General features: G+C 36.3%; 21 protein-coding genes. 14 read left to right on the top strand and 7 right to left on the bottom strand.

Annotation, left to right across the window (positions count from 1 at the left end; translation table 11 throughout):
- Nucleotides 1–63: 63 nt before the first annotated feature.
- Both M4I44_RS14485 and M4I44_RS14480 read right to left on the bottom strand, forming a co-directional pair.
- Nucleotides 64–966 carry a hypothetical protein gene (locus tag M4I44_RS14485; RefSeq protein WP_249965135.1) on the bottom strand — a complete coding sequence of 301 codons (903 nt, stop codon included), beginning with the start codon at nucleotides 964–966 and terminating at the stop codon, nucleotides 64–66.
- Nucleotides 963–1391, bottom strand: a complete 429-nt coding sequence (locus tag M4I44_RS14480) for a DM13 domain-containing protein (protein WP_249965131.1) — start codon at nucleotides 1389–1391, stop codon at nucleotides 963–965. The genes M4I44_RS14485 and M4I44_RS14480 overlap by 4 nt, the downstream gene beginning before the upstream one ends.
- Before the next feature lie 182 nt (nucleotides 1392–1573).
- Here M4I44_RS14480 and M4I44_RS14475 point away from each other — a divergent pair, with 182 nt between their 5' ends.
- Nucleotides 1574–2539: a hydrogen peroxide-inducible genes activator gene (locus M4I44_RS14475; RefSeq protein WP_070908416.1), complete on the top strand. Its 966-nt coding sequence runs from the start codon at nucleotides 1574–1576 to the stop codon at nucleotides 2537–2539.
- Between the two features lie 176 nt (nucleotides 2540–2715).
- On the opposite strand, the gene M4I44_RS14470 is transcribed toward M4I44_RS14475, so the two are convergent.
- Entirely contained in the window at nucleotides 2716–3513 is a 798-nt protein-coding gene (locus M4I44_RS14470; protein WP_249965130.1) for an alpha/beta hydrolase, read from the bottom strand.
- 68 nt (nucleotides 3514–3581) lie between these two features.
- Entirely contained in the window at nucleotides 3582–4001 is a 420-nt protein-coding gene (locus M4I44_RS14465; RefSeq protein WP_017497553.1) for an OsmC family protein, read from the bottom strand.
- Between the two features lie 466 nt (nucleotides 4002–4467).
- Between M4I44_RS14465 and M4I44_RS14460 the strand changes: the two genes are divergently transcribed.
- The gene (locus M4I44_RS14460) at nucleotides 4468–5061 is read left to right on the top strand and encodes a hypothetical protein (protein WP_249965129.1); all 594 of its coding nucleotides are present in this window, start codon (nucleotides 4468–4470) and stop codon (nucleotides 5059–5061) included.
- Between the two features lie 29 nt (nucleotides 5062–5090).
- On the opposite strand, the gene M4I44_RS14455 is transcribed toward M4I44_RS14460, so the two are convergent.
- Nucleotides 5091–5858 (bottom strand): methyltransferase domain-containing protein, encoded by a 768-nt coding sequence (locus tag M4I44_RS14455; protein WP_249965127.1) that lies wholly within the window; start codon nucleotides 5856–5858, stop codon nucleotides 5091–5093.
- Nucleotides 5859–6424: 566 nt separating this feature from the next.
- Here M4I44_RS14455 and ribB point away from each other — a divergent pair.
- From ribB to M4I44_RS14405, 10 genes are all read left to right on the top strand, one after another.
- Entirely contained in the window at nucleotides 6425–7087 is a 663-nt protein-coding gene (gene ribB, locus M4I44_RS14450) for a 3,4-dihydroxy-2-butanone-4-phosphate synthase (RefSeq protein ID WP_089076325.1), read from the top strand.
- Between the two features lie 125 nt (nucleotides 7088–7212).
- A complete protein-coding gene (locus M4I44_RS14445; RefSeq protein ID WP_249965126.1) occupies nucleotides 7213–7791 on the top strand; it encodes a Crp/Fnr family transcriptional regulator in 579 nt (192 codons plus the stop codon).
- 210 nt (nucleotides 7792–8001) lie between these two features.
- Nucleotides 8002–8565, top strand: coding sequence for a Crp/Fnr family transcriptional regulator (locus M4I44_RS14440; protein ID WP_017497558.1), 564 nt, complete (start codon nucleotides 8002–8004; stop codon nucleotides 8563–8565).
- Between the two features lie 74 nt (nucleotides 8566–8639).
- Nucleotides 8640–8966: a multidrug efflux SMR transporter gene (locus M4I44_RS14435; protein ID WP_017497559.1), complete on the top strand. Its 327-nt coding sequence runs from the start codon at nucleotides 8640–8642 to the stop codon at nucleotides 8964–8966.
- A gap of 256 nt (nucleotides 8967–9222) precedes the next feature.
- The gene (locus M4I44_RS14430; RefSeq protein WP_070908421.1) at nucleotides 9223–9570 is read left to right on the top strand and encodes a hypothetical protein; all 348 of its coding nucleotides are present in this window, start codon (nucleotides 9223–9225) and stop codon (nucleotides 9568–9570) included.
- A gap of 454 nt (nucleotides 9571–10024) precedes the next feature.
- Entirely contained in the window at nucleotides 10025–10498 is a 474-nt protein-coding gene (locus M4I44_RS14425; RefSeq protein ID WP_070908646.1) for a DUF4625 domain-containing protein, read from the top strand.
- A gap of 10 nt (nucleotides 10499–10508) precedes the next feature.
- A complete protein-coding gene (locus M4I44_RS14420; protein WP_249965125.1) occupies nucleotides 10509–12935 on the top strand; it encodes a TonB-dependent receptor in 2427 nt (808 codons plus the stop codon).
- A gap of 7 nt (nucleotides 12936–12942) precedes the next feature.
- Entirely contained in the window at nucleotides 12943–13875 is a 933-nt protein-coding gene (locus M4I44_RS14415; RefSeq protein WP_249965123.1) for a DUF4625 domain-containing protein, read from the top strand.
- A 24-nt stretch (nucleotides 13876–13899) separates the two neighbouring features.
- Entirely contained in the window at nucleotides 13900–15114 is a 1215-nt protein-coding gene (locus tag M4I44_RS14410) for a hypothetical protein (RefSeq protein WP_249965122.1), read from the top strand.
- Nucleotides 15115–15410: 296 nt separating this feature from the next.
- A complete protein-coding gene (locus tag M4I44_RS14405; protein WP_070908423.1) occupies nucleotides 15411–15995 on the top strand; it encodes a hypothetical protein in 585 nt (194 codons plus the stop codon).
- Nucleotides 15996–16102: 107 nt separating this feature from the next.
- Here the strand turns inward: M4I44_RS14405 and M4I44_RS14400 are convergent, their stop codons facing one another.
- Nucleotides 16103–17800 (bottom strand): ribonucleoside-diphosphate reductase subunit alpha, encoded by a 1698-nt coding sequence (locus M4I44_RS14400; RefSeq protein WP_249967421.1) that lies wholly within the window; start codon nucleotides 17798–17800, stop codon nucleotides 16103–16105.
- Between the two features lie 17 nt (nucleotides 17801–17817).
- The gene (locus M4I44_RS14395) at nucleotides 17818–18792 is read right to left on the bottom strand and encodes a ribonucleotide-diphosphate reductase subunit beta (protein WP_249965121.1); all 975 of its coding nucleotides are present in this window, start codon (nucleotides 18790–18792) and stop codon (nucleotides 17818–17820) included.
- Between the two features lie 603 nt (nucleotides 18793–19395).
- Here M4I44_RS14395 and M4I44_RS14390 point away from each other — a divergent pair.
- Both M4I44_RS14390 and M4I44_RS14385 read left to right on the top strand, forming a co-directional pair.
- Nucleotides 19396–19950 carry a GNAT family N-acetyltransferase gene (locus M4I44_RS14390; RefSeq protein ID WP_070908426.1) on the top strand — a complete coding sequence of 185 codons (555 nt, stop codon included), beginning with the start codon at nucleotides 19396–19398 and terminating at the stop codon, nucleotides 19948–19950.
- 421 nt (nucleotides 19951–20371) lie between these two features.
- Nucleotides 20372–21934, top strand: coding sequence for a histidine kinase (locus M4I44_RS14385; protein ID WP_249965120.1), 1563 nt, complete (start codon nucleotides 20372–20374; stop codon nucleotides 21932–21934).
- Nucleotides 21935–22011 lie beyond the last annotated feature (77 nt).

Here is a 22011-nt window from a genome sequence, read left to right as displayed (position 1 = left end):
AAATTTCTGTGCGACACTATTTCTTCACAACCTATTTATACTTGAGTCACCATTCCATTTTTTTTAAAAACGCACTTTATAGCTCACCCCTGCTGTCCATGCCCGTGTAAGTCCGTCCGGTCTCACTTCTCTCACTACAAAAGGCGTCGCAACCGAGGCTTCGATACTACTTCCGGATGAAAAATGATATCCTGCAATTAAATTTCCATTAATGGTAAGTCCGTCAGAGCCTTTAATCGTCTGTCTTTGTCCGTAAATATCTTCATAAGTATCTTCCCCTAAATGATAAATGAAAAGCAAATTCGGCTTGAACGAAAATTTACGATTGGCTGTATTTATGGTGTAGGTTCCGCGTAAAAGAACGTCCGGTTTTCTCTCAAATAAATTGGTGGTCATGAAATCATCTGTACCGGAATATTCGCTGAAATAGGAATTCTTGTTTATATTAATGACTGGCAATTGTATCGCAGAATTAAAATCCCAGTTTTTATAGTTCAGATTCACACTTCCCAAAAAATCAAAAGTTCCAAGACTGCTTTGGTAATCCATTGGAAGCGGATGATCGTTTATTTTGAGATTACTTTGGTTAAACGGAACTTTAATCCCCGAAGTAAAACTCCATTTGTACAAATTTGTCGTAACCGGAGTATAGTTTGCCGTTAAAAAAGCATCTCCAACCGAAGCTTTTCCTCCGAAACTTCCATTGGCATACTGAGAAGTCACTTTTACATTTCCCGACCACTTTTCATTAAAACTTCTGGTGTAAGCAATATAACCCGACAAATATTTCACATCTACATCGCCTTTCCCCAGAACAGTTCCAAATTCGATATGGTTATTCTTCTTGTCATCATTTTTGTGAAATGCTCCTCCAATACTACAAATACCGGCGTCACTGCAGCCTTGTGCTTTACTATAATCGAATATAAAAAACGTGGCTAAAACTAGCAAAAATTTAATTTTCATAATGAGTTGGATTTTAAAGCAGCAGTAGCAAAAAGATGATTGAATTGCTGACAATGAATTAATACAAAGGGATAGGCCGCTAAATTTACTCCTGGCGGAATCGTATAGGTCTGTGAATTTCCTGTTCCTAAACTTCCCAGATTTACAAAACTGTCCGGTCGATTGGTTTTAGAAAGATAAACCTTAAGATCAGGCCCACTGGAAATACTAAAATCTTTAAGTGATAATTTGTACAGATCCCCTTCTTTGTAAATTTGGGCAGAACCGGTAACGGTATTGCCTCCCTCAGCTTCAAAAGTTCCTGTAGAAAGCAAAATTGCTTCTGAAGAAACTACCATTGAACCAATTTTTTCGCGCGTCAGTTCTCCTTCAGATTCACATCCGAAGAGTATTAAAATAGCTGTAAAAGAAAATAGTGTTCTCATGTGATATCATTTAGTAAATCGAAATTAAGAACTCTTACAGTCTCCTAATGTCGGCTAGTTTACATATCCTGAACATTTTTGATATTCTCCGTTTGTATTTTACATTTTCTCGTGCTTAGATTAAAAAACACCGAAACGCTCCGTTATATTTTTTTACCTTTATATCCAATATACCAATCGAGATGACAATTCAACAATTAAAATATATTGTAGCATTAGACGAGGAACGTCATTTTGCAAGAGCCGCAGAAGTTTGTTTGGTATCGCAACCCGGACTAACCATTCAGCTAAAAAATCTGGAAGAAGAAATTGGAATTAAAATTTTCGATAGAAACAAAGTTCCGTTAACCCCTACCGTTCTTGGAACCGAAATTATAAACCGAGCCAAAAAGATACTTCGCGAGGCCGATGAAATCAGAGATTTTGTAGTGAATGAGAAAAACAAACTGGAAGGCGAAGTTAAAGTTGGAATCATTTCGACTTTATCCCCTTATCTGATACCACTTTTTATTCAGGCCATGAAAAAAGCCACTCCAAAAATGCAATTCATTATAAAAGAAGCCAATACCGGACAATTGATGAATGATGTTATGACAGGAGCTCTGGACGTAGCTATTATGGCAACTCCTACCGGAAATCCTCATTTAATTGAGCATCCGGTTTTTAAAGAACCTTTTGTCGCGTACTTAAATACGGTACATCCTATGGCCGCAGCATCACATTACGAATTGCAGCCTTCAGACCGGGCCGAATTGCTTTTGCTTCAAAACGAATATTGTTACAATGCACAGCTCCTAGATATCTGTGATATCAAAAGTACGGGAAAAATTAAAGAACAATTCAGTTACGATATTAGCTCGATTGAAACCCTTAAAAATTTGGTACGAGCCGAATTAGGATTTGCCATAATCCCTCAACTTTCGATGATTAACGAGGTAGAAACCGGGCTTTTTAAACATTTTAAAGATCCAAAACCCGTACGCGAAATCAGTCTGGTGGTGTCTGATACTTTTTCTAAGAAATTATTGCTTGAAAAAATGAATGAAGCTATCTGGAATTGCTTACCGGAATCTTTACAACAAAACTTTGCTTATCGCAAAATAAGATGGAACGACTCTCCTTATTTTATTAAAGCTACCACCCGATAAATAGCTATCGGGAATCAATATAAAAAAGCCAAAATACCTTGCAGTACTTTGGCTTTTTGTATTTAGAAAAATGCTTCAATTAGTAAGATCAATGGAAAAAAAACATCATCAAATTAAAACAATCAAACCTATTTTCTCGCAGATCTCGCAGATTGTGCAGATTCAATAACATTCTATTATTTTCCGCTTAGATCTTTAGCTGCACCAATAATTACGTTTGCCACAGCTTCCGGTTGTGATATAAAAACACAGTGACTTCCTTTTACTTCTGTCGCTTTCGTTTTCGAACGTTTGTACATGGCACGCTGAATGGAAGGATCGATACTTTTGTCCTGTGTAGCAATTACTGCATAAGCCGGTTTATCTTTCCAGGCCGCTTTTGTAATCGGTGTGATAAAACCTTTGGCATAAAAAGCACCTTGCGAAGCGTACATAAAAGCGGCATCTTCTTTACTAATGTCCGCACAGAAACCGGCATGAAACTTGGCCTCATCATAATAAACGATCCCTTTATCATTTGGAGCCAAAACACCATTCTCTGGAGCGGGAGCAGCTGTTTGCAGCCATTGCAAAGCCGATTCTCCGTTATCCGGCTGAAAAGCGGCTACATAAACTAATCCCACAACATTAGCGTGATTACCGGCCTGCGTAATTACAGCACCTCCCCAGGAATGTCCCACCAAAATCGTCGGACCATCCTGATTGTCCAATACCACATTGGTTGCTGCTACATCATCTTCAAGAGAACTTAACGGATTTTGAACAATGGTAACTTTATATCCTTTTTTTGAAAGTACATCGTATAAATTTCTCCATCCCGAGCCGTCAGCAAATGCTCCGTGAACCAATACTACATTTTTAACTTTCGCCGGCGCAGTTTGTGCGATTGAAGTGGCAGACACTAAGAAGGTCAAAATTAAAGCGGCAGACATGAATAAGAGATTCAATTGTCTTTTTAGATTTATTGTTTTCATTTTTTTATTTTTTAAGATGTTGTTTGTTAGATTTAAATTAAAGTTGAGATACCTTTAATGACAACTATTTAAGACAGTAAAGACACGTTTAAAGCAATCTCTGTATTTAGCAGTTTTGAAATAGGACAAATCTCCTTTGCTTTTTGAGCTGTTTTCTCAAAATCATCTGTAGTAATCCCCGGAACCGATCCCGAAAGTTCAAGTGTAATTAAAGTAATCGTTCCGTCTTCAAAAGTTACTTTGGCTGTAGTATTAAGATCTTCAGGAACAAAACCGGCCTCTGATAATAAAAAGCTCAATTGCATTGTAAAACATCCCGCATGTGCGGCAGCTACCAATTCTTCAGGGTTAGTTCCTACTCCTTCCGCAAAACGGGTTTTAAAAGAGAGTTGAGCATTGTTTAAAGTAGTACTTTGTGTCGTAATGGTTCCTTTTCCTTCCATCCCTGTACCTTTCCAGTTTGCGTTTGCGTTTCTTGTAAATTTCATGATTAAAGTTTTTAATGTTATCAATTTTTTAATTTTCAAACCGTTGTTCTGATTTGATGAGACAAATTTATGGCGGACATTATCATAAATCAAATTGATAATTTTACAACCTTATAAAATAAAATTATAATCTTAACTTGAAATTCTGAAACTTTATCTGATTTCTATAGCTTCAACCCAATTTATCAGAAAGTATTAACGGCAAGATTCTTGTTTACTTTTTAATGCAATTTATTTTCTCCAAATCATAATGAAGAGGAAAACAACAACAAAAAGAGATTTGTATTCATATAAACAGCATAAGCATCTGCGAAAAAAAACGTAAATTTATAACTGATTGTCTGCATGTTACAAAACACTAGAAATAATTAACTTTCAGTAAATGCAATAAATAGTTATACTTAAATGTTATCTATCCGGATACAAACACATTCGTTTGATGTTTGTCTTAAAACCTTAAAATAATATGAAAAAGATACTATTAACTATTATACTAACCGGTGCTGTTTTACAGGGATATGCGCAGAAAGAACTCGGTGGCAAATACAAGCCCATTGATTCGAAAAATGTTGAATTAAAAGACGTACCACCTCCAACAGAAACTCCGTTAAATCCCGATCTTCCACTGCCAAAAGAACCTACCGTTTTAAAAATCAATCCGGAAGATTTGTATAAAAACAACAGCCTGTATAAACCGGAAGCCAATGTGGAAGGCATTTTTTACAGAAGAAATGAATATTTGGGAGGTTTTGTCACCAATACGGCTGTATCTACCATTCGTTATCGTGATGCTGCTTTTGTAGATGGCGATAAAATACGTGTATACCTGAATGATAAAGTAATTGAACCCGAAGTAAGTTTAAACGGAGATTATCAGGGTTTTAAAATTACCTTGGTAAAAGGAATGAACAAAATTGACTTTGAAGCTTTAAACGAAGGTTCTGCTTCACCTAACACAGCTGAATTTCAAGTGTATGACGACAAAGGAAAAGTGATTGAAGCAAGTCAGTGGAATGTGGGAAAAGGTTACAAAGCAACTATTATTCTCTATAAAGAATAAAGTTTTCTTCACAAATAAATATTCTTTCGTTAGGTTTTACGACCATAAAGTAAGAGTCTTTTAAACGAATAAATAGCGGGAAGTTTGGAAAAACCTTCCGCTATTCTCTTTTTATAGGTTTCAATAAAAAGTACCTTCTCCTCTCCTTCCAGTCTTTCTGCATAAGGAATCAAAGCCGATCCCGAGATGAAATTAAAAAGTGTTTCATGATCTTTGGCTATAATTGGATATACTTTTTGCTGAACCTGAAGGTCTTCCAATCCGCCATCAAACAAAATTTGTGTGTACTCATCGATACTTAAAACCGGGGATTCTCTTTTAAATCCTTTTAAGAAAGAGACGAAAGGCTCTTCCTGTACCAGCTCCAAAAGGATTTTATTGAGTTTGTTTTCCGTCTGTACCGGCATTTGTACAGCGAATTGTCCTTTCGGGGTTAACTGTTGCAGCAATCTGGTAAATAACATCTCATGATTGTCTGACCATTGTAAAGCCGCATTACTAAAAATCAGATCCCATTTTTCACCCGATTCTATTGTTTCTTCTGTGGTGGCTTTTCTGAAATGCAAACGATCCGTTTCTAAAGACTTGGATTGTTCCAGCATTTCCGGCGAAGAATCGACTCCCAAAAAGTACGCTTCTTCAAATTGATTAGACAGAATCGCCGTTTGTTCTCCTGTGCCACAACCTAAATCAATGGCTTTCATTCCTTTTACTGGCTGAATAAAACTGGCCAAATCATAAAATGGCTGATAACGAATATTTTTAAACTTATTATAAATTTCGGGATTCCAGGGCATTGCTTACATATTTTGTAATTCATACTGATTACTAAAAAGTTTATAATCAGTACAGATCTAGATTAATAAAGACTAAGATACAAAATTATTAAAGGAAGAAATAACAATAAAAACAGACATTACAATGCGTATTTATACGGATTTTAGTAAAAGTATGTCGTTTCGTAGTAGATTGATTTAAACATTTACAAATCCGACAGGTTTCTAAAACCTGTCGGATTTAAAATAATAAGTATTTATACGTTTTTAACTATCCGTGACCCCGTAGTAAAATTAGCCACAGATTAGAAAGATTTCCACAGATTTCTTTAATAATAGTAAGTAAAATGGATTTGAATTTATAAAATCAGTGGCAAAAAATATTCTTAGTACTACTAAGAACGATTATATTAATTTAAGAATGTAAATCCGACAGGTTTTAGAAACCTGTCGGATTTGGGATAATCGGTATTTATACGATTTTTACCTTTTAAAGAATCCTCTTCATTTTATTGACCTAGATCAAACTTTTGTGTCTGAAACAAGTCTAGCTTTGCTGCTCTTTAATTCAAAAAACGCAACAAAAGATGATCAGCACATTATCCTATCCTTTAGAAAAATTTGGTTTAACCAGTGTCGAACGTGTCGAAAATGCTTTACGACAACTGCGAAACGGAAAAGGAATTCTATTAACTGATGACGAAAACCGCGAAAACGAAGGCGATTTAATTTTTTCGGCACAACACATCAACGTACAAGACATGGCCATGATGATACGCGAATGCAGCGGAATTGTCTGCCTTTGTCTGACCAATGAAAAAGCCGATCAGTTGGAATTACCCTATATGGTGAAAGAAAACACCAGTAGTTTTCAGACGCCTTTTACCATTACAATCGAAGCAAAAGAGGGTGTAACTACGGGAGTTTCGGCAGCAGATCGAATTACAACCATTAAAACTGCGGTTGCTCAAAATGCAAAACCCACAGATCTTGCAAAACCCGGGCATATCTTTCCTCTACGTGCCAAAAACAACGGCGTCCTTGAACGAAACGGACATACTGAAGGCAGTGTAGATTTAATGAAATTAGCAGGTCTAAAACCGGAAGCCGTCCTATGCGAATTAATGAACGAAGACGGAAGCATGGCTAAACTGGACAAAATCATTAGCTTTGCAGTACAACACGATTTGGTAGTACTTTCAATAGAAGATATTATCTACTACCGAAAATATGTAAAAGACTATGTTTAATGGTTAATTGTTGATTATTAATGGTTTGTTATTGATAGTTAATTGTTTACACTCATCATCTAACTATCAAATTATCTAATTATCCAGCAATCAAATTATCTAATGCTAATCATCTAATTAAAAAAATGCCCTACAAACAACTTGGTGCTTATATAAGAAGTCGTATTGCAGTTTCTGATAAAGATCTCAATATTATTTTGTCGCACTTTAAACCTGTACAGCGGGACAAAAACGACCTGTTGCTTTCGGCCGGGCAAACGAGTCAAAATAGTTATTTCGTAGATAAAGGCTGTTTGAGAATTTATTACATCAACGAAGAAGGAAAAGACGTCACCCGATATATTGCATTCGAAAATCAATTCGCTACGGCTTTGGTGAGTTTTATTACCAAAATGCCTTCGACAGAATACATACAGGTTATCGAGAAATCGGAGTTATTATATATTAGTCATGAAGATTTCAATGATTTGATGGAGATTGTTCCTCAATGGAGGGAGTTTTATTGTTCGTATCTCGAAAAAGCCTATGTCAATAATACCAACAGACTAATGTCGTTTACCACTATGGGGGCTTTAGAAAGATACACCCAATTGCTCAAAATCAATCCCACAATTGTAAAACGATTGCCCAATAAAATTGTAGCTTCCTACATCAATATTTCGCAGGAAACACTAAGCAGACTGAAATCTAAGGTTTTAATTTAGCTTCCTGTAAATCTGTGAAATGCGAAATCTTTTTAGTGAGATGCGAGATGTAAGATATAAGATATTAATAATCAGCGCCCCAGAATAAAGAGTAAAGAATAAAGAATAAAGAATAAAGAATAAAGAATAAAGAGTAAAGAATAAAGAATGAAGAATGAAGAATGAAGAATCAACCATTAACAATCAACAATTAACCATCAACCATTAACAATGCACATCGATACCATTCTTGACAACATCTTTCAGCTTCCTGAGGAGTCCAAAAATGCACTAAAGCTTTGTATTAGTGAAATAAAATATCCCAAAGGACATATACTGTTAAATGCCGGAAAGGTTGAGTCTGCGCTCTATTTTATAAAAAAAGGAATTGTGCGGGCGTATGTTGAGGAGAATGATAATGAAGTTACGTTTTGGTTCGGAAAAGAAGGACAAACCGTTGTTTCGATGAAAAGTTATGTTGAAGAGCAAAAAGGTTATGAAACGATTGAACTTCTGGAGGACTGCGAACTCTACGAATTAAAAAAGACACATCTTCAGCAATTGTTTGATACCGATGTTCATATTGCCAATTGGGGTCGAAAATTTGCCGAACAGGAACTTGTTAAAACCGAAGAACGTCTGATTTCAAGGCAGTTTAGAAATGCCACTGATCGTTACTTGGAACTTATGAAATACCATCCCGAACTACTGCAAAGAATTCAATTGGGACATATCGCCTCCTATCTGGGTATCACGCAGGTCAGTCTCAGCAGAATCAGAGCTGATCTGAAATAAATTCATTTTTTATCATTTGTTAAATTTTTATTGCGGGAGTTAAAGGAACTTTGCGCCATAAAATTATTACACTTATGAACTGGATTATTCTAATTATTGCGGGACTGTTTGAAGTCTCTTTTGCAACTTGTCTCGGAAAAGCCAAAGAAGCAACCGGTACCGATGTTTATTTATGGTACACCGGATTTTTTGTATCACTAACCATAAGCATGCTGTTACTGATTAAAGCCACCGAAACCTTGCCTATCGGAACGGCCTATGCAGTATGGACCGGAATTGGAGCTGTTGGAACGGTATTGATGGGTATTCTTGTTTTTAAAGAGCCTGTTGACTTCTGGCGATTATTTTTTCTGTTTACTCTGGTAAGTTCTATTATTGGACTAAAAGCGGTATCACATTAATCAGACTATAACATTTACAATAGTTACTTCAAATTCAAAATGTCAATTCAAGGAACGGAAATTTTATTCAGTACAAGCTGATTTTTTTGCCATTTTTCGTTCCCTGAAGCGACAAAAGAGACCTACAACTGTCTTTTTACTTATAAGATTTATCCTTTTATTTTTTTCTTTATTTTTTTAATGAAACAATGTTGCATTTACAAATAAGAATTCTATATTTGTACTTCATTGCTTTATTAGCTATGGATTCATTAGAATGAAAAAGAAATTTAAATTTATAAATCTTTTGATGCCGTTGGTGGTAGTATTTGCCATACTATTTCCGGCGATACATTCATATGAACACATACACAGTCACAATTCCACTGCTAAAAAAGTCGTACTTTATCCTACCGATAAAAGTGAATTTAAAATGCAGGATCACTCTAACGAAGAGTGTGCTATTTGTCATTTCAAATTCAGTCCGGTCAGCACTTTTGACTTTGTAACTTTTCAGTTTTATAAAAATAGTACACCAATTCCTTATGTACATTTTTATTCCAAATCATTTGCTCCTTTTTTCAAAGGCTCTCTATTTGCCCTTCGGGCACCTCCTATTGCCTAAAACGACAAAAGTAAATCATTTCAATTTTGAGAGGATGTGCTGTTACGCGTTTTAGATATTCTCCACACTGAAAAAGTATTTCACTTTTTCACTACAGCTTTATTTTATGTCTTTTTCTATATTTAGAAAAATACTTTGATCGATACTGATTGACTCTATTATTCCTTTTTAGGAATACCACTTTCGTGCAACACTATTGTTTCAAAAAGAACTCTGCTGTCGGTTGATTGTTTGCAACTGTACAATTCAGTACCTGTAATTGGGTATTGCGTTGGCTCCCCTGTACACCCTTTTACTTTTGTTTCCCAATTTCCTTCCCGATGAAAACAATGCTTTTTACGGCCTAATCCTGTGCCCTAAAACTGCCATTTCCCTAGTATTATCAGGTTTGGAATATGCCTTTTGTAACCCACAATTTTCACATATGAATACCACAAAACTCAAACCAAATCGAATGAGAATTTCAAAAATGCTTTTGGCTTTTTTGGCGACTGGCTTTGCTTTCACAAGCTGTGACAGTGATAAAACCGAAATTGATACCGAATACCCTGTAATTGATGTTTCTGCCGCAAATGCGTTTCCGATACAATGCAGTACAATCACTCGCGGACAAAAAATTACTTTCAGAGCAAAGTTTTCAGACAACGCACAACTGGGATCTTATAGTCTGGACATTCACCACAATTTCGACCATCACAATCACAGTACCGAAGTAGCCTCCTGCAATGAGGATCCTATCAAAAAACCGGTAAACCCGATGCTTTACATCAATTCGGTTACGATTCCTTCCGGGCAAAAAAGTTATGAAGCAGCTCAGGAAATTGAAATTCCACAAAACATTGATGCCGGAGATTATCATTTCCTGATTCGTTTAACCGATAAGGAAGGCTGGCAGACGATCAAAGGTTTGAGTATTAAAATATTATAAATTGATTTTGATGAACAAGACTAAGTCAAATCAATTGCGGACTTATTGCGTGCTGCTCTTTTGTTTTGTTTTGGTTACAAAAGTAGCAGCCCAATCCGTTCGTGTTTCCGGCACCGTATTTTCTAAGGATCAAAAACCTTTGGAAGGTGCTTTGGTTACACTGTATCCGGCTCATATTAGTACTATAACCAATAAAAAAGGGGAGTATTTCCTAAATCAGGTTCCTAAAAATACAAAGCGAATAATGGTAACCTATTCCGGGTATGCTTCTTATGAAACGGCAATTGCTATAAGTCAAAACACAATTGTGCTACCTGCTATTTTCTTAAAACCGGAAATACAGGAGTTATCAGAAGTTGTCATTAGTGAAGGTTACGAAGTACGTCGCAAAAAGCAGGAATCTCTTAATCTTGAAATCGTAAACAGCAGCTTTATCCAACGTAATCTTGGCGGAAGCTTAATGCAGTCTTTGCAAAGACTTCCGGGTGTTAAGACCATTTCTATTGGTTCCGGCGGTTCAAAACCACTAATTCGCGGACTAAGTTTCAATCAGGTTATTGTGGTTGAAAACGGTATCAAACACGAAGGTCAACAATGGGGAGCAGATCACGGTTTAGAAATCGATCAATATGCTGTAAACCGCGTGGCAATCATCAAAGGTCCATCATCGTTTATGTACGGTTCTGATGCCATTGGCGGTGCCATAAACATACAACCTGTACCTTTTCCTGCTCAACATGTTTTGGGCGGAACAGTTGATTTTACAGGCAAAAGCAATAATGAACAATTTGGAGGATCTGTCAATCTTTACGGTAGAAACGAAAAATGGTTCTTTGATTCCAGAATAACTGCTATGGATTACGGAGACTATCGCGTTCCCACTGATACGGTACACGTATACAATTATGCTGTTCCTTTATACAAAAATCACTTGCGCAACACGGCAGGGCGAGAACTCGATGTACATGCCAGTACCGGTTATGTGACGGATCGATTGAAATCGGTTTTCTATTTCAGTAATATTTATACCAAAAGCGGCTTTTTTGCCAATGCACATGGACTCGAACCACGAAATGTAGACACCCAACTGCACGATCGTTCCAGCAGAGATATTTTAATGCCATTTCAGGAAGTTACACATACCAAAATCAGTAATACCACTTCCTTTTCCTTAGGTTCACACCGTTTCGAAACACAGTTGGGTTTCCAAAAAAACTTTCGTCGGGAATGGAGTCATTATGTCAATCATGGTTATATGCCACCTCTGTATCCTTCTAATATGCATGCTTCGAAAGATCTGGAAAGGCAATACGATAAAGAAGTGTTTTCTGCTGCTTTTAAGGATGAGTTTTCCATCCAAAATCATCAATTCACCGCAGGAATTAATGCCGAACAGCAACAAAATAGCATTAACGGCTGGAGTTTTCTGATTCCTGCTTTTAAACAATTCAATGCCGGAGGATTTGTTTATGATAAAATTCAGCTTAACGAATTATGGCTGCTTCATGCCGCTGTACGGCTCGATTATGGCAAAATCAAAATGAAACAGTATTCAGATTGGTTTCCTAGCCAAGTCACTGAAAACGGTCAAACAACTGCTGAATATTTGAAACGTTCTGAAGACCTGACCCGTACTTTTCAAAGTTTCAATTGGTCTGCAGGCGTTAATTATACACCGGGACAATGGTCCTTAAAAGCCAATCTTGGAACGAGTTTCAGAATGCCAATTGCTAAAGAACTGGCTTCTAATGGGGTAAATTATCATTATTTCAGATTTGAAAAAGGCAATCCCAATTTAGCAGCTGAACGTTCATATCAATTGGATCTTGGTATGGAATGGAAAAATGCTAAATGGTCTTTTCAACTGAGTCCGTTCTTTAATTATTTTCCTAATTACATTTACCTCAATCCAACTTCGCAACATGATATTTATTACGGAGCCGGCAATCAGGTATTTGAATACGAGCAGAGTAAAGTCATGCGTTATGGTGGTGAATTACAGCTACGTTATCAGTTTCTGGAAAATTTAGGCGGTGAAGTTTTAGCAGAATATCTGTATAGCGAGCAAATGTCGGGAGATAAAAAAGGATACACACTGCCCTTCTCTCCGCCCCCATCGGTTTTGTTTGGTATCACTTACAATCCAAAAATAAAAAGTTTAAAAGACACCTATTTCTCTCTTGATTATCGCTTTACTGCCAAGCAGAATCAGATTGTCCCGCCTGAAAAGAAAACGGCAAGCAGTAATGTCTTTAATCTGGCCATAGGAACTAAACTAAAAGCCGGACAACAGGATTTTATCATTAGTCTTCAGGTTCAGAATATGTTCAACACAAGATACCTGAATCACACCAGTTTCTACAGGTTAATAGAACTTCCTGAAGCCGGAAGAAACATCATTCTGTCGCTGAAAATTCCATTTTTAATACACAAATAAATACCCTATGAATTTAATTAATCAACCCAGTACCCTAATGAAAACGCTAAAACTAATACTGCTCTTTCTGGCTGTTAATCTGTCTTTTACAGCCTGTAGTAACGATGACAATAAAGAAATTATAAAGCCCAAAGCTGAGAATATTGAAATTGGTACCGCCAATAATAAAAAAGCCTTAATTGGACGTGACTTTCACTTTAATGCTGACGTGCTTGCCGGAGATAAAATTGCCGATGTACAGTTGAAAATCCTTCCCATAAAAGGTGAAACTTATACCAAAGACTGGAAATTTGAACTGTCCTGGGCGGAATTCAAAGGCGCAAAAAATACTAATGTACACAAACACTTCAATATTCCGGCTGATGCCCCGGAAGGTAAATTTGATTTCCTTTTTATTGTTACAGATGAAAACGGATCTAAACTCGAAATTAAAGAAGTCGTTACCATTACAGATCCTGCCAACTTGCCTGTCGATCCCGTAATTGGCCGCGATAATCTCTCCCGAAACGATAATCTGATTTACTACATGAATACCTGGGTTGAACCGGAACTTATTTTCAAAAAGAATGATCTTCTGACTGCGCATGCGCAAGTAAGTCAAATTATGGGGGACGGAATTTTATATTCTGTTTTGATTAAAAAAAGTGCCAATTACAATCCAGAAAGTATCGACAAGCTCGATTTGAAGAAAGTTATTGTCATTTCAAAAGTCGAACATAAAGGTCTGGGGCCTGCTTCAAAAATTACTACACTTCAAAAAATAAATGGTGTTTTGGGCGGTCAAAGCATCACTATTGGCGCAGCTGCAGATTTCGAAGGAACTCCAATTACAGCCGACAAAACCTGGCAATCCGGAACCTACAATTGGGTAGTACTTTATAAAAACACTACACACAATATAAGCGTCTATAAATCGATGCCTATTACCATTAATTTTTAAAAATCAACTTTAATTACCTTTACCATGAAAAACAATTTTTACAAACTCATTTTCCTACTCGCCTTATCTGCAACTGTATTTTCCTGCAGCAACGACGACGACAATACTCCTGAAACTCCCAAAGAAGCTTTAACTGAGTATAAATTCTTAAGGATTTTACTTTCTGATGAAAAAACAACTGAGATCACCTTAGTTAATCCGGTTGAAGCCACAATAAGCTCTTTTAATGCTAAATTTGCAAAATCTACTGTTTATACTTCAGAATCCAAACGATATGCCGGAATCATTCACAGAGCCAGCAATACAGTTGAAACTTTCGACAGCGGTTTTGAAGGTCATGGTGATCATGTAGATGTAGACGGAATCCCAAAATTTGGCGCTTTAATTGGTCAATCCCCAATGCCTACCCATTTTAAAAGCAAAAGCGGAGAGTTAATGACTTTTAATGACGGCGACGGAACATTGGCTGTTGCTAAAGAATCTGAAATTAATACTGTGGGAGCTAAATTTAAGATTATAAATGCTGGTTTATTAGCTCATCACGGCGCAATGGCTACTTTTTCTAATGGTACTTATGCTATTACCGAAAAAGACAATTCGGTAGCAGGAACACTCCCGGAAAAAGTCAAAATCATTGATAATTCCGGTAAGACTCTTTTTAACGCGACAGTTACTACCAAAGGAATTCACGGAAATGCTTCAGATGGAACATATGCCGTTTTCGGATCAGCAAGCGGTGTTCTCGTAGTGGAAAGTACCGGAAAACAAAAGCTTATCGCACTTCCTGCTGATTTTGGGACTGCGTGGTTTGGGACTATTTTAGAAACAAAGGCAAAAGGAAAATTTGTGGGATATACTGCTGCAAAAGGAGCTTACTTAATTGACGTGGCAAGTGAAACGATTAAACCTATTTTGGCAAGTACTGCTATCATGCAATGTAAAGTGAGTTTTAGTGCTACTAAACTGGGAATTCTATTGCATACGGGCGAATTCAAATTGTACAATCTTACCAGTCTGCAACTTGAAAAGGAAGGTAAAGTTATTGCCGAAACTGCCACTGATGCAGCTTTAAAACCACAAATTCAGTTAACAGAGAACTTTGGTTATATTACTTCTCCAACTACAGGAGAATTACTGCAGCTGAATTTGTCTACCATGGCAATTACAAAGAAAATCAAGGTTTCAAATACACCTTATATGATTACAATTCTTGGTTTTGAAAACAGCAAAGGCCATTAAAAAATACTATCTGCATCCATTTTATCAAAAGGTCGGGCTTTACCCGGCCTTTTTAATTTTATTCCAATATAAAGACTTTCCTCGCTCTCTCTTACTAAATGCATTTTGAATGAAAGCTTTTAGATATGCATTCCAAAAACACCATTTTAACCAAAAAAACATTATTTTTACAAATACAAATCAATGATATACAAATAATTACACACAAATCCTTCAATTTCTATATTATTATTTCACGACAAACAGGTACACTCTTAGCAAACAAAATACATGTTAACCCTAAATAATTGAGTACTATGAAACAAGTGTTATTAAAAAATTTAGACGAGAGCAGAAGTAAAGATATTTTTCCATCGCTCGAAATAAAAGAAAATTTAGTCAATGCTTTTTTTCCGGAAAATACCCTTACACTTACTCAGAACTTATCGAGCGTGACTGCGGGTTTTTACGGTCTGCTATTAAAGAATATTGGTACCGCTTTCGGAAATGATAAAATAGACGGACATTCTAAGAAATTATTCTTTGAATTAGGAAAACTGAAGACCATGCAGGCTTTTCAGCTATACCCCGCTCTGGAAAAAGATACAAGAGCATTTGCTGCAGTTGTTATTTATACGATATACAATTCAAGTCCGGAATACAACTTCAGATTATTAAAGTACACCGCCGAAAATACCATTTTAGAACTTACGGGAGTCGATCGGTATTTGAAAATTTTAACGGAGTTGGGAATCGAAGAACACATTACTATCCCCACGTTCTTGCCTTTTGTGGACGGAATTAAAGAAGTCGTAAATATTCCCTGCCAGGTCGATTATACGTTTGAAAGAACCAATCAGGACTTTGCCATTAAATCGGTGTACAGTATCAAACGGCTTTAATAATGGAAGCGTAGATTCAAAAATACAGCATTACAATCACGAATAATCAACACCTTACCACATATAACTCAAAAATAAAGACCGGATGATACATCCGGCCTTTTTGTTTATGATTCACAACTGCTGCAGCTCACCAAACTGGTTACCAATTCTTTCGAGACACTTTGACTGCGTTGGTAATACAAACTTTTGATACCAAGCTGCCAGGCTTCGATAAGCAGTCGGTTTACTTCCTTAATGGGTAAATCGGCAGGAATATTCAAATTGATACTTTGCCCCTGATCTACAAACTTCTGACGTATGGAAGCCTGCTGTACAATTTCTAACTGACTGATTTCTTTAAAGGTTTTAAAAACGTCTTTCTCTTCTTTTGTCAGCTGAGTCATGTGTTGTACACTTCCGCCATTCAGCATGATTTCTCTCCAGACTTCTTCATTATCTAGTCCTTTTTTCTCCAGTAACATTTTAAGGTATTTGTTTTTACGCATAAAATTTCCCTTGCTCAGACCGGCTTTGTAATAATTACTGCTGAAAGGTTCAATTCCAGGTGAAGTTTGCCCTAAAATAGCCGATGATGACGTTGTTGGCGCAATAGCCATGGTGGTTGTATTACGTCTTCCATATCCTTTTAACAGTTCTGGTTCTCCATAAATTCTGGCCAGATCCTGAGTTGCTTTATCGGCTTTATCACTGATATGTTGGAAAATTTCGGTAGTTTTCATCTTGGCTTCCATTCCTTCAAACGGAATCATATTTTTTTGCAGATACGAATGCCATCCCAGTACACCAAGTCCAAGTGCACGGTGTCTTTTGGCAAATCGGTTGGCTGCCGAAAGGTAATAATTACCTTCTGTTTTTTCGATAAATTCCTGCAATACGGCATCCAGGAAAAAGATCGCTAATTTTACGGCTTCAGTATCTTTCCATTCGTCGTAAAGTTCGAGATTCATTGACGAAAGACAGCAAATAAACGATTCATCAATGCTTGAAGGCAACATAATTTCGCTGCACAAATTACTGGCATTAATTCGCAGGTTTTTGTCTTTGTAAACTTGTGGTTTGTCTTTGTTTACGTTGTCACTAAAGAAAATGTATGGCAATCCTTTTTGCTGACGGCTTTCTAACACCTTTGCCCAGATTTGTCTCTTGTCGACATCACCATCAATCATTTCCTGCATCCAGTAATCCGGCACACAGATTCCGGTAAATAAATTCTGAATCGGGTTTCCAATACTTTTAATCTTCAAAAATTCCTCGATATCCGGATGATCTACGTCTAAATAAGCTGCAAATGCTCCACGACGGACTCCTCCCTGAGAAATGGTGTCCATTGTAGTATCAAAAAGTTTCATAAAACTTACCGCTCCACTGCTCTTACCGTTATCTGTAACAGCACTTCCTCTTTCGCGTAATTCGCCGAAGTATCCCGATGTTCCGCCGCCAATTTTGGTTTGCATGATCACCTCTCCCAATTTATGTGTAATTCCTTCTATTTCATCGGGAACATGCACATTAAAGCATGAAATTGGCAAACCGCGTTCAGTTCCCATATTGGCCCAAACGGGAGAGCTGATACTCATCCAGCCTCGTTCGATCATTTCTACAAAAGATTCTTTTAGTTCGGGTTTGTATAATCTTCGGGCTGCAGCGGTACAAATTCTGTCAATTGCACCTTCTACAGTTTCTCCCTTCAAAAGATAACCACGATTTAAAATTTGCTCACTTTCAGAGTTTTTCCACCACATTTTATTCTCGGCTTCACTTAACGGAAGGCTGTTTGCTGAAGTTGTATCTATTGTATTCATCATTGTAATTTTGCTTTTTAGAACAAGTCGTTTGCGGTAATGCTTTTGTCGTGTTTGGTATATTCTACTGGTCTTTTGGCAAAGAAATCGTCAAGGCTGTTGGCAAAAACTTCTTCTTCAAACCAAGCCATCGCTTTATAATCATCTGCCGGAACATTAAAAATAGTCGGGATATTGATCTGAACCAGACTTTCGTCTATTCTGAATTTCATGAAATTAACCAAATCAGTCTTATTGATCGTTTCAATCTCACCTTCTTCAAAAATCCAGTCTAATATATCAGCTTCTACTTCTATTGAATTTTTAACGGCTTCACGAATAAGGTTTAACGTTTCCTCATCGAAATAATCCGGAAACTCTTCACGTATTTTGTTTACGATATAAATGCCGCCATTAGCATGAATTTGTTCATCGATAGAAGTCCACGCAATAATATTACTCACATTTTTCATGTAGCCTTTGAATCGCGTAAAAGACAATAAAATTGCAAACTGACTGAAAAGCGACACATTTTCGATCAGAATACTAAACAAAATTAGTGAAACTACATACTTTTTATTGTCCTGAGATTTGGTATCCTTAAGCACATCCGAAAGATAATCGACACGTTTGCGGATAACCGGAATCTCCATCAGTTTTTCAAATTCATCATTATAACCTAAAACTTCCAGAAGACGTGAATAAGCCTCAGAATGTCTGAATTCACATTCGGCAAAAGTAGTCCCCAATCCGTTGAATTCCGGCTTTGGAAAATGCTCATAGATATTTCCCCAAAAACTTTTCACGGCTACTTCTATCTGTGCAATCGCCAAGAGACTATTTTTAATGGCGGTTTTCTCTGCAGCATTTAAATGAGAATGAAAATCCTGTGTATCGGCTGTAAAATCAACCTCTGTATGAACCCAATACGCTTTATTTATGGCTTCTGTAAATTGCAAAACCTCCGGGTACTCGAAAGGTTTATAATTGATTCTTTTATCAAATATAGACATATATATAAGTATTAAATGGTGAATGAACCTTGATAAAAATGCTTCGTTCTTGGGGAGGTATTTAACGACATTTTTATAGTTACAAATTTAACCCCGAGATCTTCTTTCACCCGCTTTTTGATGTTAAAAAACAACGCAATTATCAACAGTTGTACACCTCAAAATCGCCCCCTAGATTTGGTTTTTATCAACAGGTAGAAAATAAAGCTTAAGAGGCGAAACATCAGTTATTTATACTAAATCTAAATAGAGTTATCAACAGCTTAGGGTCTAAAAAACGGCTTCACCCTAAAAACAGTTATCAACAGCCATTTTAAAAAAAATAGCATTTATACTACAAAAAGTATCGTTTTGCGCAACAAGAAAAACGCTGACTACTCTCATTTTTGAAATTATTACACTCGATCAGCTAAATAAAAAAGCACACTTTAAAACACACGTAAGTACCTAATAATAAAAACATTAACTAATTAAAAATTATATTCTATAGTGCCAAGCATTTCTTTATAAATTATGAAAAAGGCAAATTTTTATCACAAATATTGAGCAAAATTGATTCATCTGTAAAAGTTGGTGTAATTTTGTACACTAAACGCATTTATCATGATTATCAGAAAAGCAACAATTGAAGATTCAGAAAATATTACAGCACTTTTGCTGCTGGCAATGGAGGACATTATCTATAAATTTACAGGTGAAAAGGATCCTAAAACGGCCTACTACTTCCTGCTTCATTTTGTTGAAACCGAGAATAATCAATACTCTTATCAAAATTGTTATGTAGCGGAGGAAGACAACGAAATTATTGGTGCTGTTGCTGTTTATGACGGAGGACAATTGCATTCGTTGAGAAAACCAATTGTTGATTATGTTCGTCTGAATTTCAATGCTGATTTTAATCCTGAAGACGAAACGCAAAGTGGTGAATTTTATATTGATTCGGTTGGAGTAAGTCCAAATCATCAGGGAAAAGGAATTGGTTCTAAACTGCTGCAATTTCTAATTGACGAGTATGTAACTCAAAATCAAAGGACTCTAGGACTATTGGTCGAAGATGCCAACCCGAACGCCAAAAAACTGTACTTAAAATTAGGTTTTAAAGTGAAGGGTACCCGAACTTTGGTAGGAAAAAATATGGAACATCTGCAGATTGGGTGATTTTTCTAGTTTCAGGTTTCAAGTTTCAAGTTTCAAGTTTCAAGTTTCAGGTTTCAGGTTTCAGGTTTCAGGTTTGAAATGAGAATAGAATTGTGATATGATTTAACCGCAAAGTCCGCAAAGATATACGCAAGGTTCGCAAAGTTTAAGTATAGCTTTGCGAACCTTATTTTTTACAATATCCGGCTTAGTAAAAAACCTTGCGGACCTTGCGGTTCAATTCTGTAAGCCATACACCTATTTCAAACCTGAGACTTTTTTACTCTTAACAAGATTTTTACTAAACGCACCCCTCGAAATACTGTTAACTTTTGCTAACTACAACAGTATCAAATAAAAAGTTTTATATTTGCACCCTAAAAAAATAAAAATTATTGCTTTTTAAGGTCTGAAATACTGCCTTATATTTTAATCTACATCGTTGAAATTTACTTTTAAAAATACCTTTTCCCGCAGGAACTTCTTTATTTTAGGAATTATCTTTATTGTCCTCACACTGCTTTCAATTTATATTCTGAGCAGTTTTATAACTGAGATCACCGAAAAATCAAATACTGCAACTGAAGAACGAGGCTTTCTGAAAAAACAGGAAGTGCTCGTACAGGAATTGTCGCATTTTTTAGAAATTCAAAATGAATTAAAACGTACTGTTGAAATGAGCAGTACCCAGAATCTGTCGGATAATCTAAAGGTACTCAGTACAATTCACGCCAATGACAGTCTTATTAAAAACAATTGGTTTCAGATTAATAAGGAGCATATCACTTTTGTAACTGCTAAAAATAGTCCAAATCTGGAAGCTTCCATCAAAGATTTTGCTGTTAAAAACGGGAATCTCAATGCCTACAATTGCATTGTCGAGAATAAGCAGGATTTTTTCTGGCGCATTTATTACAAGTACATCGCGACAAATGGTACAGTCATTCGATACGGGTATGATATTGATTTGAAAGCACTTCAAACCTATTTTTCTACTATTGACCAAAAAGCGCTCAATTATGCTTTTGTGTTTGATAAAAAAGGAACAATCCTCTACCATCCTGAGGTAAAATTGCTGAAGAAGAATGTTTTCAAGATCACAAACCTTCGAGCAAGTGATACTACTTTTATCAATAAAAACAGTTTCAGCCGACAAATTGCGCTTTCGGAATATTTAGGTCTTGACATTGTACGCTATACCAAACGACTCAATATAAGAGGAACGGATTGGTACATCTGTGTTAATTTTGCGGAGAAAATATCTAATGAAGATGTCAATACCGTAAAAAAGTATGCTTCCTTAATTTACATCGTTACAACAGCTATTTTAATCGTATTCTTCTATTTATTTACTCTTTTCACTCGTAAAAACTTTCAGGAAAAAGAAGTACTGGCGCAGGAGAAAAACAATCTTTTGATAGAAAACGAAAAGATTAATAAAGAGAAAGCACTCATTCAGCTGCAACAATTAAAAGAACAGATCAATCCGCACTTTCTGTTCAACTCGCTGAATTCGCTATACATGCTTATTGAAAGTAACACGGCTGTTGCCCGAAAATTTACCCTGAATCTGTCCAAAATTTACCGATATCTGATTACGCCCCCGGTTAACAATATTGTTACGGTACAGGAAGAACTGCTTTTTATCGAAAAGTATATATTTCTGCAACAAACCCGTTTTACGAAAGAATTTGTCTTTTCGATTCAGATCGAAGACGAAAATAATCTGGCTAAAAAAGTACCTTATCTGGCTTTTCAGATCGCGGTAGAAAACGCCATAAAACACAATATCGCTTCTGAAGAAACCTCTTTAAAAATAACAATTGACATTAAAGAAAACGTTGTAATTATTACCAATAATTTAAACGAAAAGCAAAACTTTGGCAAAGAATCCAAGTTTGGTCACAAATACTTAGAAATTATTTACAAATATTATGCTAAGGACGATTTCGAGGTCTTCAAAAAAGACGGCGATTTTACTTGCATTTTGCCTTTAATTGGATAAAAGAAAACATTCACTCCCGAAAAAAAGCCACTCACTCCATTTTGTTTTTTTTAACGTAACCCCTGCAATATTTTTAG

The organism is Flavobacterium sp. B183, from assembly GCF_023539155.1.
Classification (GTDB): Bacteria; Bacteroidota; Bacteroidia; order Flavobacteriales; family Flavobacteriaceae; genus Flavobacterium; species Flavobacterium tructae.
The sequence above is the reverse complement of the archived record's forward strand: the minus strand, read 5'-3'. Positions and strand labels throughout refer to the sequence as shown.